General features: G+C 45.5%; 15 protein-coding genes and 1 tRNA gene. 9 read left to right on the top strand and 7 right to left on the bottom strand.

Annotated elements, in window-relative coordinates; all coding sequences use genetic code 11:
* Window positions 1-8 precede the first annotated feature (8 nt).
* The 9 genes from ACTHTY_RS08510 (at window position 9) to ACTHTY_RS08470 (ending at window position 7,902) form a co-directional block, all read left to right on the top strand.
* The gene (locus ACTHTY_RS08510) at window positions 9-386 is read left to right on the top strand and encodes a GPW/gp25 family protein (RefSeq protein WP_070822354.1); all 378 of its coding nucleotides are present in this window, start codon (window positions 9-11) and stop codon (window positions 384-386) included.
* A gap of 41 nt (window positions 387-427) precedes the next feature.
* Entirely contained in the window at window positions 428-1,543 is a 1,116-nt protein-coding gene (locus tag ACTHTY_RS08505; protein ID WP_440367227.1) for a baseplate assembly protein, read from the top strand.
* On the top strand, window positions 1,536-2,114 hold the full coding sequence (locus tag ACTHTY_RS08500; protein ID WP_070822355.1) for a phage tail protein: 579 nt from the start codon (window positions 1,536-1,538) through the stop codon (window positions 2,112-2,114). The genes ACTHTY_RS08505 and ACTHTY_RS08500 overlap by 8 nt, the downstream gene beginning before the upstream one ends.
* 2 nt (window positions 2,115-2,116) lie before the next feature.
* Complete coding sequence (locus ACTHTY_RS08495; protein WP_234398621.1) at window positions 2,117-4,531, top strand: tail fiber domain-containing protein; 2,415 nt, start codon at window positions 2,117-2,119, stop codon at window positions 4,529-4,531.
* Window positions 4,528-5,151: a hypothetical protein gene (locus tag ACTHTY_RS08490; RefSeq protein ID WP_070822357.1), complete on the top strand. Its 624-nt coding sequence runs from the start codon at window positions 4,528-4,530 to the stop codon at window positions 5,149-5,151. Before ACTHTY_RS08495 ends, ACTHTY_RS08490 begins: the two co-directional genes overlap by 4 nt.
* A 2-nt stretch (window positions 5,152-5,153) precedes the next feature.
* Window positions 5,154-5,621, top strand: coding sequence for a hypothetical protein (locus ACTHTY_RS08485; RefSeq protein WP_070822359.1), 468 nt, complete (start codon window positions 5,154-5,156; stop codon window positions 5,619-5,621).
* Between the two features lies 1 nt (window position 5,622).
* The gene (locus ACTHTY_RS08480) at window positions 5,623-6,834 is read left to right on the top strand and encodes a PspA/IM30 family protein (protein ID WP_070822361.1); all 1,212 of its coding nucleotides are present in this window, start codon (window positions 5,623-5,625) and stop codon (window positions 6,832-6,834) included.
* Window positions 6,835-6,973: 139 nt separating this feature from the next.
* Window positions 6,974-7,081 (top strand): Com family DNA-binding transcriptional regulator, encoded by a 108-nt coding sequence (locus tag ACTHTY_RS08475; protein ID WP_107831888.1) that lies wholly within the window; start codon window positions 6,974-6,976, stop codon window positions 7,079-7,081.
* Window positions 7,082-7,131: 50 nt separating this feature from the next.
* The gene (locus ACTHTY_RS08470) at window positions 7,132-7,902 is read left to right on the top strand and encodes a DNA adenine methylase (RefSeq protein ID WP_063068511.1); all 771 of its coding nucleotides are present in this window, start codon (window positions 7,132-7,134) and stop codon (window positions 7,900-7,902) included.
* A 247-nt stretch (window positions 7,903-8,149) separates the two neighbouring features.
* On the opposite strand, the gene ACTHTY_RS08465 is transcribed toward ACTHTY_RS08470, so the two are convergent.
* The 7 genes from ACTHTY_RS08465 to rlmD all read right to left on the bottom strand — a co-directional run bounded on the left by ACTHTY_RS08465 (window position 8,150) and on the right by rlmD (window position 13,965).
* Window positions 8,150-8,225 (bottom strand) — tRNA-Asn (locus ACTHTY_RS08465).
* Window positions 8,226-8,323: 98 nt separating this feature from the next.
* Window positions 8,324-8,683: a roadblock/LC7 domain-containing protein gene (locus ACTHTY_RS08460; RefSeq protein ID WP_003679682.1), complete on the bottom strand. Its 360-nt coding sequence runs from the start codon at window positions 8,681-8,683 to the stop codon at window positions 8,324-8,326.
* Window positions 8,684-8,722: 39 nt separating this feature from the next.
* On the bottom strand, window positions 8,723-9,364 hold the full coding sequence (locus ACTHTY_RS08455) for a hypothetical protein (protein ID WP_003748732.1): 642 nt from the start codon (window positions 9,362-9,364) through the stop codon (window positions 8,723-8,725).
* 1 nt (window position 9,365) lies between these two features.
* A complete protein-coding gene (locus ACTHTY_RS08450; RefSeq protein WP_003748733.1) occupies window positions 9,366-9,902 on the bottom strand; it encodes a GTP-binding protein in 537 nt (178 codons plus the stop codon).
* A gap of 10 nt (window positions 9,903-9,912) precedes the next feature.
* The gene (locus tag ACTHTY_RS08445) at window positions 9,913-11,016 is read right to left on the bottom strand and encodes a response regulator (RefSeq protein ID WP_440367224.1); all 1,104 of its coding nucleotides are present in this window, start codon (window positions 11,014-11,016) and stop codon (window positions 9,913-9,915) included.
* 23 nt (window positions 11,017-11,039) lie between these two features.
* Window positions 11,040-12,515 (bottom strand): 23S rRNA methyltransferase, encoded by a 1,476-nt coding sequence (locus ACTHTY_RS08440; RefSeq protein WP_440367222.1) that lies wholly within the window; start codon window positions 12,513-12,515, stop codon window positions 11,040-11,042.
* Window positions 12,516-12,639: 124 nt separating this feature from the next.
* Window positions 12,640-13,965, bottom strand: a complete 1,326-nt coding sequence (gene rlmD / locus ACTHTY_RS08435; RefSeq protein WP_440367221.1) for a 23S rRNA (uracil(1939)-C(5))-methyltransferase RlmD — start codon at window positions 13,963-13,965, stop codon at window positions 12,640-12,642.
* Window positions 13,966-14,090 lie beyond the last annotated feature (125 nt).

Raw genomic sequence — 14,090 nt, 5'->3', positions numbered from 1 at the left:
GATTTCTTATGCAATTCGACACGCCGATTTCCAAACACTGGCAGCTCGCCCCCGGCGACAGCGGCTTGGCTCAGGGCGTGGACGATATTGATCTGTGTATTCATAACATTTTGTCTACGAGAAAAGGCTCGGATGTAACTCGTCCGGACTTTGGCAGCAACCATTTCGATTACATCGACACGCCGGAAGACGTGTTTGTGCCAAATATCGTACGTGAAGTCGTATTGGCTATTCAGACATGGGAAAAACGCGCCGGCGTCGAAGACGTAACCTTTAGCGGCCACGCCCCACACATCACCATGACCGTCCGCTGGCGTGTGGCTGATGATGTATCGGGCGAGGTCTATAGCACGGCTGTGAATTTGGAGAATGCAACGTGGATTTAAGCAATTTAAAGCGTGAAGACGTCAAGGTCGTAGATGATGATTTGCAGACGATTTTGGCCGATACCATTGCTAGATATGAGCGCGACAGTGGCAAAACCTTGCAACCGGCTCATATCGAACGTTTGCTGATTAATGTGTACGCCTACCGTGAAGCATTGACTCGTCAGCAGGTGAATGAAGCCTACCGCCAACAGCACGTGCGCTTTGCGACCGGTTTGATGTTGGATTTATGTGGCGACGATGTGGCCACGCCACGATTGGAGGCACAACCTGCTCTGACAACATTGCGATTTTCGTGTGATGCCAACTTGTCTGCAGAACAGGTTTTTATACCGGTTGGTACTCAAGTCAGCGTAGGTGAACTGACTTTTAAAACGACCACATCGGCAACTTTGTCATCCAGCCGTAATACGGTCGATTTACCGGCGCAATGCACAATAACCGGAACAGCCGGAAATGGCTGGACAATCGGTCAAATCAATACTTTGGTCAAGCCACTGCATGATGAGATTGATGTTGAGGTCAGCAATATTACTGTATCGTCCGGCGGAGTTGTTATTGAGAGTGACGACTCCTACCGAGAGCGTATTTTGCTTGCCTTTGAAGCATTTTCAGTCGGAGGACCGAGAAAGGCTTACGAGTATTACGCGCGCAGGGTTTCACAAGCGATTGTTGGTGTCCACGTCGGCAACGATGTTGATTCTTCCGGAAACGCGATTGGCGGCACAGTAGCCGTTACGTTGCTGACGACTGACGGACTGCCCGGCCAAGAATTGATTGACAAGGTATCAGCGGCATTGAGCGATGAGACGGTACGTCCACTCTGTGACACTGTGATCGTGCGTGCGCCAGAAGTGGTGGAATACAAAATTGATGCCCGCTTGGTGCTGTTCAAAGGAGCTGATTCGAAATCGGTCTTAGCTGCTGCCGGCGCGGCTTGGTCAGACTATGAAACCGCCCGCTATTCCAAGCTCGGCAAAGATGTTGTGCCTTTGGATATTCAGACGGCCTTGAAGGTAAGCGGCGTGTACAACGTCATTTTGTCCAATCAGTATGGCGAATTGCGCGACAGCGATGTCATTTTGATTGCACCTAATCAATGGGCGCGGTGCGTGTCATTTGGGCTGTCCGTCGATATGGAGCAGCAGGATGGCTAAGCTCAAATATGCCTTAATTATGGACCAAGACCCACGATTTACGCGTTTGGCTAATCTCAGTAATGGTTACAGACGACTCACACTCACTAAGCTCATTCCACGTTTGCTTGAGCAAGTAGATGATAAACACCTTGAGCTATTGGCCGAGAGCCGAAGCATGGTTGGCTCAGACGGTTATTGGTTGGCCAAAGACAATAAAACCCGTCGCAAGCTCATTAAAGATGCCGTATTTTTGCACCGCCGCAAAGGTACACCTTGGGCAGTACGTGAAATTTGCCGCCGTTTGGGTTTCGGCGAAATCGGTCTGATTGAAGGGCTTGGTGGCCAAATCTACGACGGCAGTATTAATCACAAAGGCATTTATATGTATGGCGACCACCGTTTGTGGGCGCATTACTCAATTACTTTCAGTCGACCTATTACCAATACAGAAGCCCGTCTGTTGCGGGAAACACTTCCGGCCTTTGCACCAGCACGCTGCGTGTTGGTGCGTTTGGACTATCAGGACACGCCGCTTTATTACAACGGCAAAGTCAATTTTGACGGCGATTACAATTTCGGAGCAGCTTAAAGATGGCAACAATACAAGAAAATAAAGTCACCCCAGAATGGGTGGACGATTTATATCAAATCGAAATGACCGACCCAGTTATGGGAGGGGCAGATGGTGTAGCGAATCGCCAGGCCAAGCAGTTGGGAGCGCGAACACAGTGGTTGAAGAAGAAGTATGAAAATCAAGAAGATGAATTTAATAAATATAAAAAATCCGTTGAATCAGCTACAGAGCTCAAAGCGGGGGTTACTAAACTAACTTCTGACATCGTGAGACATAAGGATGATGGTGGTTATGCAGTCACTCCTCAAGCTGTTGTGGATTACCTCGCTTCCCAAAGTGCATCAGTCAAAGATGTAAATGAATTAAGAAACTACGAAAGTAACAGTTTATATGTCAATGTGAGTGGTTATTACGCGTCTACCCCTGGTATTGGTGGTGGGCTGTTTGTCGCAGCCCCAAATGACAAAACCAGTGTCGACAATGGCGGTACCATTATCGTTGCCTCCAACGGTATGCGTTGGCACCGTCTGCATTTTGGTGCCTTAAGTTTACGTGATTTTGGATATGACTCCAACCGCAACAATGAAGTTGCCGCATTTAACGCTGCTGATACTGCTGGTTTAAATGTGGTGATGGATTGTTTAGGATTGACTATTGATGTTGGCAATAACTATCCGCATGGCAATAAATATACAAACGGAAAATTTAACATCAACGGAAAAATTGTTGATGTGCAATATCAGACACCCCGCACGGGCATTGGCCGTTTCATTACTGGTTCTGGTGCAGCGGCCAACCTCAAATCGAATGAATGGACTGGTGCAGGTTTAATCGTTATTGGCGAAGGCGCAATGGAGCGGATGGAAAAATGCGTTTCCTCAATCGCTATTGGCGACCGTGCGCAGGGCTTTTCGAAAGTAAGCAGGGACAATATTGCTATTGGGCCTGACAGCTTAATCAACGTACAAGCTGAAACAGAATGGTATGACCAGTCAAAAATGGCTGGTACCCGCAACATCGGCATTGGTGGTAATGCTGGCCGTGCAATCACAAGTGGCTTTTCAAATGTCGCGATTGGGCGAAATGCCGGGCAAGGATTAGGCGTAGGATCATCAAATATTGCACTTGGCGCAGGTGCGATGGCTGGTACTGCTCCAGTCGGATTATCGGGCGACATCGAAGTTTTCTGGCCATCCCAAACCTCAAAAACAATCGCAATCGGCGAAGCCGTACTGCAATCATATCAAGGCCGCTCAGCTCAAACTGCCATTGGCGGGAGCGCGGCGCGAAATACAAAAATGGCCGAAAAAGTTACCGTAATCGGCGCGGCGGCAATGGAGAACCTGGAAAGAAACCGCGCTCCAAATGGCGGAGATGTTGTCTGGACGGGAACCGAAGTAGGTACCTACGCTCAATCTGGAAAAAGTATTACGCTTACATTTCCCAACATTCGCGATGCGCAAGCGACTTATTGGGTTGGCATACGCCTTACATCAGGCACGGCGCAAACCTTACAAAACGACGTCGTACCGGCTCAGGTTGTATCGGTGAACGGCAATACATTCACCATTCAAAGCTCTAAAGAGCTGACCGCCACCGGCGCAGCTGAGCTGAAATACGTCTATTCTGCAAATTCAGCTGCTACTAAAAACGAAGAGTTGACCATCATCGGCTCAAACACGATGAATAAGGCTTTGACTGCAGGATATTCAACAATCATCGGCGCCGACGCTGCATTGACGGGAGAGAATTATCAAAAAACGACCGCAATCGGGGCGTCATCATTGCGAACAGGCACCCATATTTCAACCACCGCTATTGGGTATTGGACAATCCCTACGGCAAGCAGTGAGCAATGCGTTGTTATTGGTGATAGTGCCGGGTATCGAAATGTCCAAGGCGATATTTTAAAAGGCAAAATCACAAACTCCATCGCCATCGGCTATGGCGCGCGACTAAACGGTGACAACGAAATCCAAATTGGCACGACGGGGCAAACTTTATACGCGCCAACAGCCGTGAACATCCGCTCAGACGGCCGCGATAAAGCCGACGTCAAACCGCTGGAAAACGGCCTGAAATTTGTCATGAAATTAAAGCCGGTCACAGGCTACTACGACCGCCGCGATGCTTATGTTGACGAATTGTTTGCCGATTTCCCAGAAGAAGAACGCGCAGCCAAAGTGAGTGAATGGTGGAAGAACCCAACAAAAGACGGCCGCCATAAAGAAGACCGTTTGCAGCATTGGTTTATCGCCCAGGACATTGCCGCGCTGGAAGATGAATATGGCCGCCTGCCAATGGTAAATGAAAAGAACGATACATACACAATTGAATACGAAACGTTCATTCCAGTTTTGACTAAAGCCATTCAAGAAATGGCCGCAAGAATTGAAACATTAGAAACCGAAATCAAGGAATTGAAAAAATGACAAGATGTGTAATTGATTCAGACGGCCTGTTTGTCGAAGAGCAATATTTTGATGACGGTCGCCAAAGTATCGAAGCCGAATTACCGACGTTGAAAGAATTTCAAGCAGCAAGATGGACGGGAGAAAAATGGGAGATTATTCCCGATTATCGTGGCGTCTTGGTATTTACCAAAGATGGTGAGCAAATCTGGCAACAAATTGGCAGCCTGCCAGACGGCGTCAGCCTGACCCCGCCTGAATCGGCAAATATTGACGGCGTAAAATCCGGAAAACTCGTTGCATTAAATGCTGCCGCTCAGGCTTTTATTAACAAGCACGCCGGTATCGACAGCGTACCTGAATTTGAGTTTGCAAGTTGGTCAATTCAGGCTTCCGAAGCAAAAGCTTGGCAGCTAAATAAAAACGCGCCAACTCCGGTGCTTGACGGTATTGCCACAGCTCGCGGTATTCCCGCTGATGTGCTTAAGTCTGCTGCTTTACGTAAAACGCTGGCCTATGAGCAACTTGCCGCCCATGTGGCAGGCCAGCGCCAAGCACTGCAAAGCAAGATTGAGGCTGCTAAAAAACAATCTGATTTAGACAAAATCGAGATTGCATTCTCCTTGCCGGAGGCTGTCTGAAAATGGCAAAAGTCTATTTGTCTTTATATAAAGGCCGCAAGACGATAAAAACGCCCAAGGACTTGGCTTTCCGTATCATCGAATGGGTAATACGCAAAGTTACCGGCGGTCAATATTCTCACTGTGAAATTGCGGTGCCGGTAGCGTTTTCAGACGGCCTCTTTGATTGCTATTCATCATCTTTTCGTGATGGTGGTGTGCGCTGCAAACGTATGCAGCTTCCTGCCGAAAAGTGGGATTTGATTGCGCTGGATAATCAACAAATCGTCATGGAACGTCTGTTTTCTTTGTGGAGAAACACTAAGGGGAAACGCTATGATTTATTGGGTGTGTTATGCGTGACATCGTTTTTCCGTCGTTTTTTGAGGCAGTCGGCAGATAAATGGTTCTGTTCGGAATGGTGCGGGGAAGTAATGGGAGTGGCCGAGCCATCATTATGTTCGCCGGTTGACTTGAGAAAGGCCGTCTGAAATGCAGCCGAAAACAAAAAACTTCACTCTTTATCGCGGCGACACGCACTTGTTTAAGGTGAGATTGACCGCTGAATCAACTCCGTTGGATTTGTCTCAAACGCATTTTCAAATGGATATCGTGGCCGGGGATGGTTCGGTAGTTCGTCCTGAAATCAAGGTTGCGGACAATTTGGTTGTATTACTATTTCCGGCCGCCTTAACCCGTAGTTTAACCTGGCTTCGTGCATCTTATGACTTACGTGCGGTTTGCGGAAATGTGGTTAAAACCTATCTGCAAGGCGAGATTCAAGTTAAACCGAGTGTAACGAATGTTGTTGTTGATTTGTCGGATGATGAGCCGGCCGCAGAGACAGTTAATGTTGATGTCAGCGGTCAGGCAATTATTGTGTTGCCGTCAGCTGGTAGCACAACTGATTCTGCGGTTATTGACGGTTTATTGGCCAAGATTCAGCAGCTTGAGGTAGCCGTTAAGGAGGCCGATGAGAGCTCTGAAATCGCAGCATTGTCTGAACAATTGGCCGTTGCTCAAGCGGCAATTAAGTCTGCTGGTTCATTAGAAGGCCGTCTGAAGTTATTGGAAAGTAGCAGTGCGAATATTTCTGAACAGGCGGTGGAACTGGCGAAACAAAAGGCTGAGCTGGATAAGGCATTGAATAAACTGGTTGAGTCTGATGCAACAGTTTCTGCTTTGAAGAGTCAATTGGAGATCTTGCGTATCCAGTTTGATTCAGCCAAGGGCAGTGATGAGATTGAAGCCCTACATCTGAAAATTTCTAAAGTAATGGCCGACTTGGAAGTTGCAAAGCAGTCCGCCTCCGCAGCAGAAGAAAGTGAGGAGTTGGCTGCGTTACAAAAGAAAATCGAAGACCTACAGACATTATCGGAAACACAGAGCAGTATTACTGCTGAAATTGCAGAACTCAGAAGACTTCTCGGTTTACGTAAATGTGAAAAGATTCATTTGACCCAAGATTTATGGGCAGATGGCGGATATACATGGTTGGAGGCTAAGTTCAAGAATACTTACAATGATCCAAAGGTATATCTGGCTCTTGAACATAAAACGATGGTCGTCTTGTTCCTCAATCATAACTTTGGGGCAAAAACTGACCGTAGCGTCAGGATTCGCACTAATTATGACAAGCCTAAGATTGACGTTGATTACTCTGTCTTCTTATATGTAGAAGAATGGAGCGATTCAACCAGTTAAAAGAGAAACGGCTGCGCGGCGGTGTCCTACCACCGTTCTCCGCGCCAGCCTCAGCAGTCCAGACCTGCGTTAGCCTTTTTTACCGTACCTCGCGCGAGGCACGGTGATTCTATCACTAACGATAAGGGAACTGTGAAAAATGAAATGCCGTTGCAAAAATTGTTTTAAACTTTTGGCTGTTGGCCGTGGCTGCTTTGAAATTAAGTGCCCACGCTGCAAATTGCTGAATCAATTTAAAACGGAGTAATTCAAATCTGAGTGCCTTTGAGTACCTATGCTTATATATAAGGAGTAGTTATGACTCAAAAGCCTCTGCCTATCGTCCCATGGATGGGTGGCAAACGCCGTTTGGCAAAACATTTGTTACCCATGTTCCCCGAGCATACTTGTTACGTTGAGCTGTTTGCCGGTGGTGCAGCATTATTCTTTATGCGACCGCAACCAGCAAAGGTTGAAGTATTGAATGACTTGAATGGTCAACTTATCAATCTATATCGTGTTGTACAGCACCATTTTGATGAATTTGTGCGCCAATTCCAATGGACACTAACCAGCCGAGAAGTATTTGCAAGACTCCAATCAACACCTCCTGACTGCATGACCGATATTCAGCGTGCCGCACGTTTTTTCTATCTGCAACATAATGCCTTTGGAGGCAAAATTTGCGATCAGCACTTTGGAACAGCTACAACTGGTAAGGCATGGAATGCAGCTCAAATTGCAGATAAACTTCAAGTTGCTCGTAATCGGTTGAGTGGCGTATATGTGGAAAATGAATCATGGGAGCGTTGTTTTCAACGGTACGACCGAGAGCATACATTTTTCTACGCAGACCCACCGTATTGGCAAACTGCAGGTTATGATCGTTCATTTGATTGGTCTCAGTATGAGCTGCTGGCCAAAATGATGCGCGAATGCAAGGGTAAAGTCATGCTCTCTATCAACGACCACCCAGATATCCGTGAATTGTTTAAAGGCTTCCGAATTACCGAACTGAACCTGGTATATTCTATTAGTCGAGATAAAACACAAAAAACAAGTGGAGAGCTAGTTATCTGCAATTGGTAAAAAGCGACGGTATCGTCGCGTTATAGAAAAAATCCTGCCTAAGATTGGCAGGATTTGAAAATAGCTTTCACATTATGAAATAAAAGAACATTTCATTTTTCTCAAAAAATCGTCTGATTTATCTCGGCGCGCTTCATGATTGGCAACCGATCGAGCAATACCTGAATCGTCAAAGATCTCAATATGTTAAAAATACTGATAAATAGATAAAATAAAAACCACCATGTAACATGGTGGTTTTAAAATTTGGCTCCCCGACCTGGGCTCGAACCAGGGACCTGCGGATTAACAGTCCGTCGCTCTACCGACTGAGCTATCGGGGAATTAAAGACGAAATTATATAGAAAATATCAGAAACCTGTCAAGCAACAATCTATATAAAAACAAAAATATTTTTATATCTTTTTAATTTATAAAACTTTTATAAGATTTCAGCAATTTGTTTGGCCGCACGTTTCGCATCCAACAAAATCAAGCCCAATTTACCGCTTTCTTTTGCCATCAATGCCAACACTGCATTTTCACCTGCTTGACTCAACAGAATATAGCCATTTTTACCTTTAACCATTACCTGATCCAACTCACCGCAAGCCAACTCGTGTACGGAACGATTACCCAATGCCAAAAGCGTTGCCGACATCGCACCTACACGGTCTGCATTCAAATGCGAAGGCAGCATGGTTGCGATTGGCAGGCCGTCTGTAGAAATTACTGCAGAGGCAGTGATATCCGCAGAGGTATTGTTCAAATCGCTTAATACAGAGATTAATAGTTGTTGCATAGTCGCTCCATTCTAAAATAAATATTGGTCAGGCAAAAATCAACGGCTGCCGTATCGGTGGTACAGCACTTTAACCAAAGTAACAAAAGCCTCTTTATTTAAATCAGGCATGCCACCAATTACCAAAATCAGTTTGGTCATGCCAATATACAGTGGGAAAAAGGTCAATTCACTTTGGCCTGAAGGATCACAAATACCCCATGCGCTATTATTGATATGCAGGTTATTGCGAATCAAAAGACGGTGATTGTCTTCCATTTTGGCTACTTCGCTCGCCAAAAGACCCAATTCTTCCGCAGCCTCATGATGGAAATTGGCATTGGCAAAATACAAACCGTTTTCATCAGCCAACAAAGCTTTGCCAGAATTAGACAACTGTTCCAACAATGTCGGTAATTGTTCGTCAGTCAGATGGATGTCCTCTGTACTGATTTCCTCATCTCCGTACAAAAACTCCAAGCGTTGGAGGCGATACAATAGGTTTAAAGCGGTATTGATATCGCTGGTGTCTGCCCACGCCAAAAGTTTTTCACTGCTGATGGTTTCAGACGGCTCTGCACGCAACAGACCATACAATAAAGTTCTGCTGGCACTAGGCGTATCGCTTGAAACGGCATAATACGCACCTGCCGGTGTAATCTTAGGATATAAATTTGATTGTAAAGAGAGTGTCGCTTCCATCTTATACCTCTAATCCGGGGTCAATTGAGAACAACATGGCAGTAACCAATTGTTTTACATCGTCTTCTCGACGTGCATCAATCTCAAAAACCGGTACATTAAAATTATTCTGTGCTAAATATTTTTGATATACATCTACGCTTGGCAAGGAGCGGATATCCATCTTCGTTACCCCTACAACCAAAGGCGCTTTTTTCAGCAACTCGCGGAACGCATCCAAGAAGAATTGCAAGTCTTTTAATGGGTTGCTTCTTGTATTATCTAAAAGAAGCACTAAACCCATACTGCCTTGGCTCAGAATTTCCCACATAAAATTAAAACGCTCCTGACCAGGCGTACCATAAAGATGAACCTTGGTTTCCTCATCCAAATGAATGACACCGTAGTCCATTGCCACAGTCGTGTACCCCTTACGGACAAGTGTCATATCGGATGCGGATGCATCGGTTTGAACCGGCGGTTCATCAGATAAAGCTGAAATTGCAGTGGTTTTACCTACGCCAACAGGACCGGTAAAGATAATTTTATTTTCTTTCATGACGTGTCCTTTACGATTTACCCAGCAACTTACGCATCAGGCGTTGCAACAGGCCGCGAGGTTGTTCTTTAGACGGACCGGCAACTTTTTGAGCCTCTTTGCTCATTGCTGTTTCAGGTACGTCTTTGCTATTCACATCAATCTGTTCATTCAAGGAAGGCGTATTGTTCGCATCTGTTGCAAACTCTGTATCTGTCGCCAAAAAGCCTGTCAGATATGTTGCCGATAAATAATTCAAAATATCAGGCATTTCCAAAGGCATGACTTTATAGAGGATGTTCAGATTAACAGACGTTTTCGTCAGAAATGCCGACAAACGCATAGATTCCGGAACATGCGCCAAACGGGTTAAGTTTGGCCACCGCTTGAGTGTAAAGACAGTTTGCGGCGTCATCGGATAAATCAGACGGCCTGATGCAGTCCAAATAGCCATTTGCCACAAGCATGACATAATGGTAACTTTGGCTTTTTCTTTCCATTGAGGATTATCAGGGACAGCCTTACACACGACAGCCAAGTTATCGTTTTTACACAATTTCTCCAACTCGTTGGCACTGACTGTCAACAGTACTCGCTGGATGCTAGGAAACACGATTAATATCGGCTTGCCTTCATGCAAAACGGCAATATCTTGGTGTCCTTGACTGGCAAATTTCAGCGCACCCAACAAGCCTTTATTTGGATTAAATCGGCGAATGGTTGCTTTTCTTGTGCCATCGGAATTTGATTGTCTTTTATTCTCTTCGGCCGCTTGTTGCTCAGACGGCTCAAAAACATTGCCGCCTTGAGCCAGGCTGCGCAAAACAGGAAACAAGGTATCGAATTTGACCGGCTTAGCCAAATAAGGAGTCGTTACTGTCGGCAACTCGGAAGAAAACATAGCCACAGGTACTTCCGGATAAGTTTTCTTCGACTCTTTCCAAGCTTCTACACCTGCCGGAGTATCGGTATCAACCAATACCAAATCCGGTCTTTCATCAGAATCAGGAGAAACGATGACGTAATTCGTCGTATTGTGCATTTTAAATGCCATACGGAATACCGCCTGCTGTTGCTCACCCATCTCCTGTAACATAACCCGTATGGTTTTAATTTTTGGTAAATGATTATTCATCACTCGTACTTTCTACGATTATCTTATTTTTTTGAATATTGGTTCATTCGTTGCAAGAGACGGCTCATTGCCAAGACAACCTCTTCAGGCAGGCTGACAACACGCTCGCGCAACAAGCGCAGGAATTGCTCCAAACGTCCCCAGTCTTCGACGCGTTCGTACAAATCAAACAAGATAATGTACAACTGCGATTCTTGTGGATACTGCAAAACAGCCTGTTCCAAAGTACCGATGGCCAAATCCAACTGACCGTAGGCTAACAAAGATTCCACTTCTTTCAGAGCTTCATCAGCAGGTGAAGAGCTGGCGCTGATAACCGAAGAGTCTTTTTGAACCAACTCACGATATTTGGCTTTCATCTGCAAAGAACTTGGCTGAATATACCCGCGTTTTAAGCCAATCTCTTTAATTTGCTGTTCAGACGGCCCTTTTTCCAAATCATCAAAAATTTCGTGATAACCAAGGCTATAACCCCAGCCAAGCATACGTTCTTTTACTTGACGGCCATATTGACCCAAAGAGTGGTAAAGCTTCCACAGATGCTTGGCAAACTGCCCTACTTCTTCATTCTGATAATCCAGACGCAAGGCATCGATAATGAGACCAGCAGGCTTCGCAGAAGTTTGGATTGCTTTGTTGTATTGATGCAAAGCAGTCTCGTAGCTGATCTTGTCTTTCAGGATTTTTGCACTACGTTCCGGTTTGGCAAAACCAATAACCGCGCCCATCTCTTCAGGGCTGATTTCGCCAAAGTCTTTCTTGCCTAATACGATAGGCGCACGTTTGCCCATACCTGGCACGACAATGCGTTCAGCCGAATCGTTCTCAAAGACAATATGCTCGTCGGAAGCAACTTCCAAACCGCTTCGTTCGCCAATTTGACGGTCCACTTCCTGCATATTCCAACCGAGATGATGTTCGGCAAAAACGCGCAAGCGCAGGTTAGTTGAATCTAAAGCCAAACCGGCTTTCAGGTATTCTGCTACGCCGTCTTCAGAAAGGGATGCACTATGACGCTCAAGCGTATCCGCCAGCATGTCGATATTGCCGACTCGCAGATTCAAACCAATTAATTCATGAACCAGTTTTTCCGGAGCGCCGTCTTCCAAAGTATTGAGATAACCGGCTAAAGACTCTGCAGCCTTACTCTCATAGCCGAACTGTTTATAAACCTGATATTCAGTCAACGGATCGACTTCTTGTGCAGAAACAGAAGCTGTTGCATCGTTTGAGCCGCTTCCTCCCCATTCCCAGTCTTGATTATCCGCATTGGAAACTGTCTGGTTGACCTTCTCAATCCAGTCGTTTCCATCCTCAGAGGAGGCTGTATGAGCAGCAGATGTACGGCCGCTTTTTGATGCATGTGCGCTTTGTTTGTCTGAATTGTTACTTTGTTTATGACGAACAAAAAACAACACCAGCAAAAAAAGCACCAGCAAAAAAATAGTTAAAAGTTGATAGTTCAAGAACACCTCCCGGTCTTGTGCTGCAAACTGCATTTATTAACATCTGTTGCTTTACACGCAACTTCAACGTTATTCATTCCCCAAACGAATGATGATAACATGAATGCACTCATTTTTACATTAAAAACCCTACTCACATAAAGGACTTGATACCAATTTACAACTCAAACACACCAATAGATTCAACATGCGAGGTTTGTGCAAACATATTCATGATTCCCGCCGCCTTAAACTTATAGCCCTTATCCACCAAGACACCGGCATCCCGTGCAAATGTTGATGGATTGCATGAAACATATACTATCTTTTGGGGTAAAAACAGCTTATGTAGCGATTTGACAACAGCATAAGCCCCGCTTCTCGGCGGATCCAGCAGCATCTTGTCAAATTTTCCCCATGACTCAACAGTTTTTTCATCGGTATCGAACAAGTCGGCAACAGAAAACGTCATATTCTCGGCACAACGATTCAGGCGGGCATTTTCCCTTGCCCTATCGACCAAATAATCAGCGCCTTCAATACCGACAACCGATGCGCCACTTTTTGCCAACGGCAAACTGAAATTGCCCAAACCGCAAAACAGATCGGCAATCCGCTCCCCTTTTTGAGGATTTAAAAGCCTGACAGCCCTTGCCACCATCACTTCGTTCAGCTGCGCATTAATCTGCGTAAAATCACCGGGTTTGTAAGGCATTTCCACATCGAATTGAGCAAAAGTATAGTTCAGGGCAGGCACGTTCTCAGGGTAAAACGGCAAGGACTCGGCATGATCCTGCAGCCATATTTGCCATGCCTTTTCAGCACCCGACAATATCTTATCAAACCAATTACGCAATTCGCTTAATATTTGTCCAAACGGTTGATTTACGAAACGAATGTTGAATACGGTCACATTTTTTCCGCAATAAAACTCAACAAATTTCACTTTTACACCATCATCATGCAGCTTTTGCAACAAATTACGGACATCCGGCAATCTATCGGACACATGTTTAGGCAAAATATGGCAATGGCGGATATTGACGACATCATGGCTTTTTTTGGCCTGAAAACCGAGTTTCAGACGGCCTTGCTTATCCATCGAAACACTTAAACGCGCCCTATCGCGATAATACCAGGAGTAACCATATAAAGGGGGCAAAATTATCTCAGGCTTGACCTTACCTATCCGTTCCAACTGCTCTTCCAAAATCCGTTGCTTTAACGCAACTTGTGCTCCGAAAGAAACATGTTGAAGCGAACAGCCGCCACATGTATCAAAATAGCAACATGCCGGCTCAACACGTTCGGAAGAAGCCTTCAAAACCTTTTCAACTTGAGCCTCGGCAAACTGCTTTTTCTCTTTATGTATGACAAACGTTACACGCTCTCCAGGCAGCGCACCACCGATAAATACAGTCTTCCCATCGACTCTGGCAACACCCCTGCCCTCATAATCCAAAGAAAAAACTTCCGCCTCTTGATACTGTTCTTTCACACCCATACCGTTTCCGTCACTCAGCCGTTGCCCGACCGTTTGACTGTCTTCTAATACCGAAAGCGCATATTTTCTCACAAAAACACAGAGTTTCAGGTATCATGCGCCAAAAACTTTCATTTCAAACCCTA

It is taken from the genome of Neisseria sp. P0019.S002, from assembly GCF_051957155.1.
Taxonomy (GTDB): Bacteria; Pseudomonadota; Gammaproteobacteria; order Burkholderiales; family Neisseriaceae; genus Neisseria; species Neisseria perflava.
Note: the sequence above shows the minus strand (reverse complement) of the source record. Positions and strands in the feature narration are given on the sequence as shown.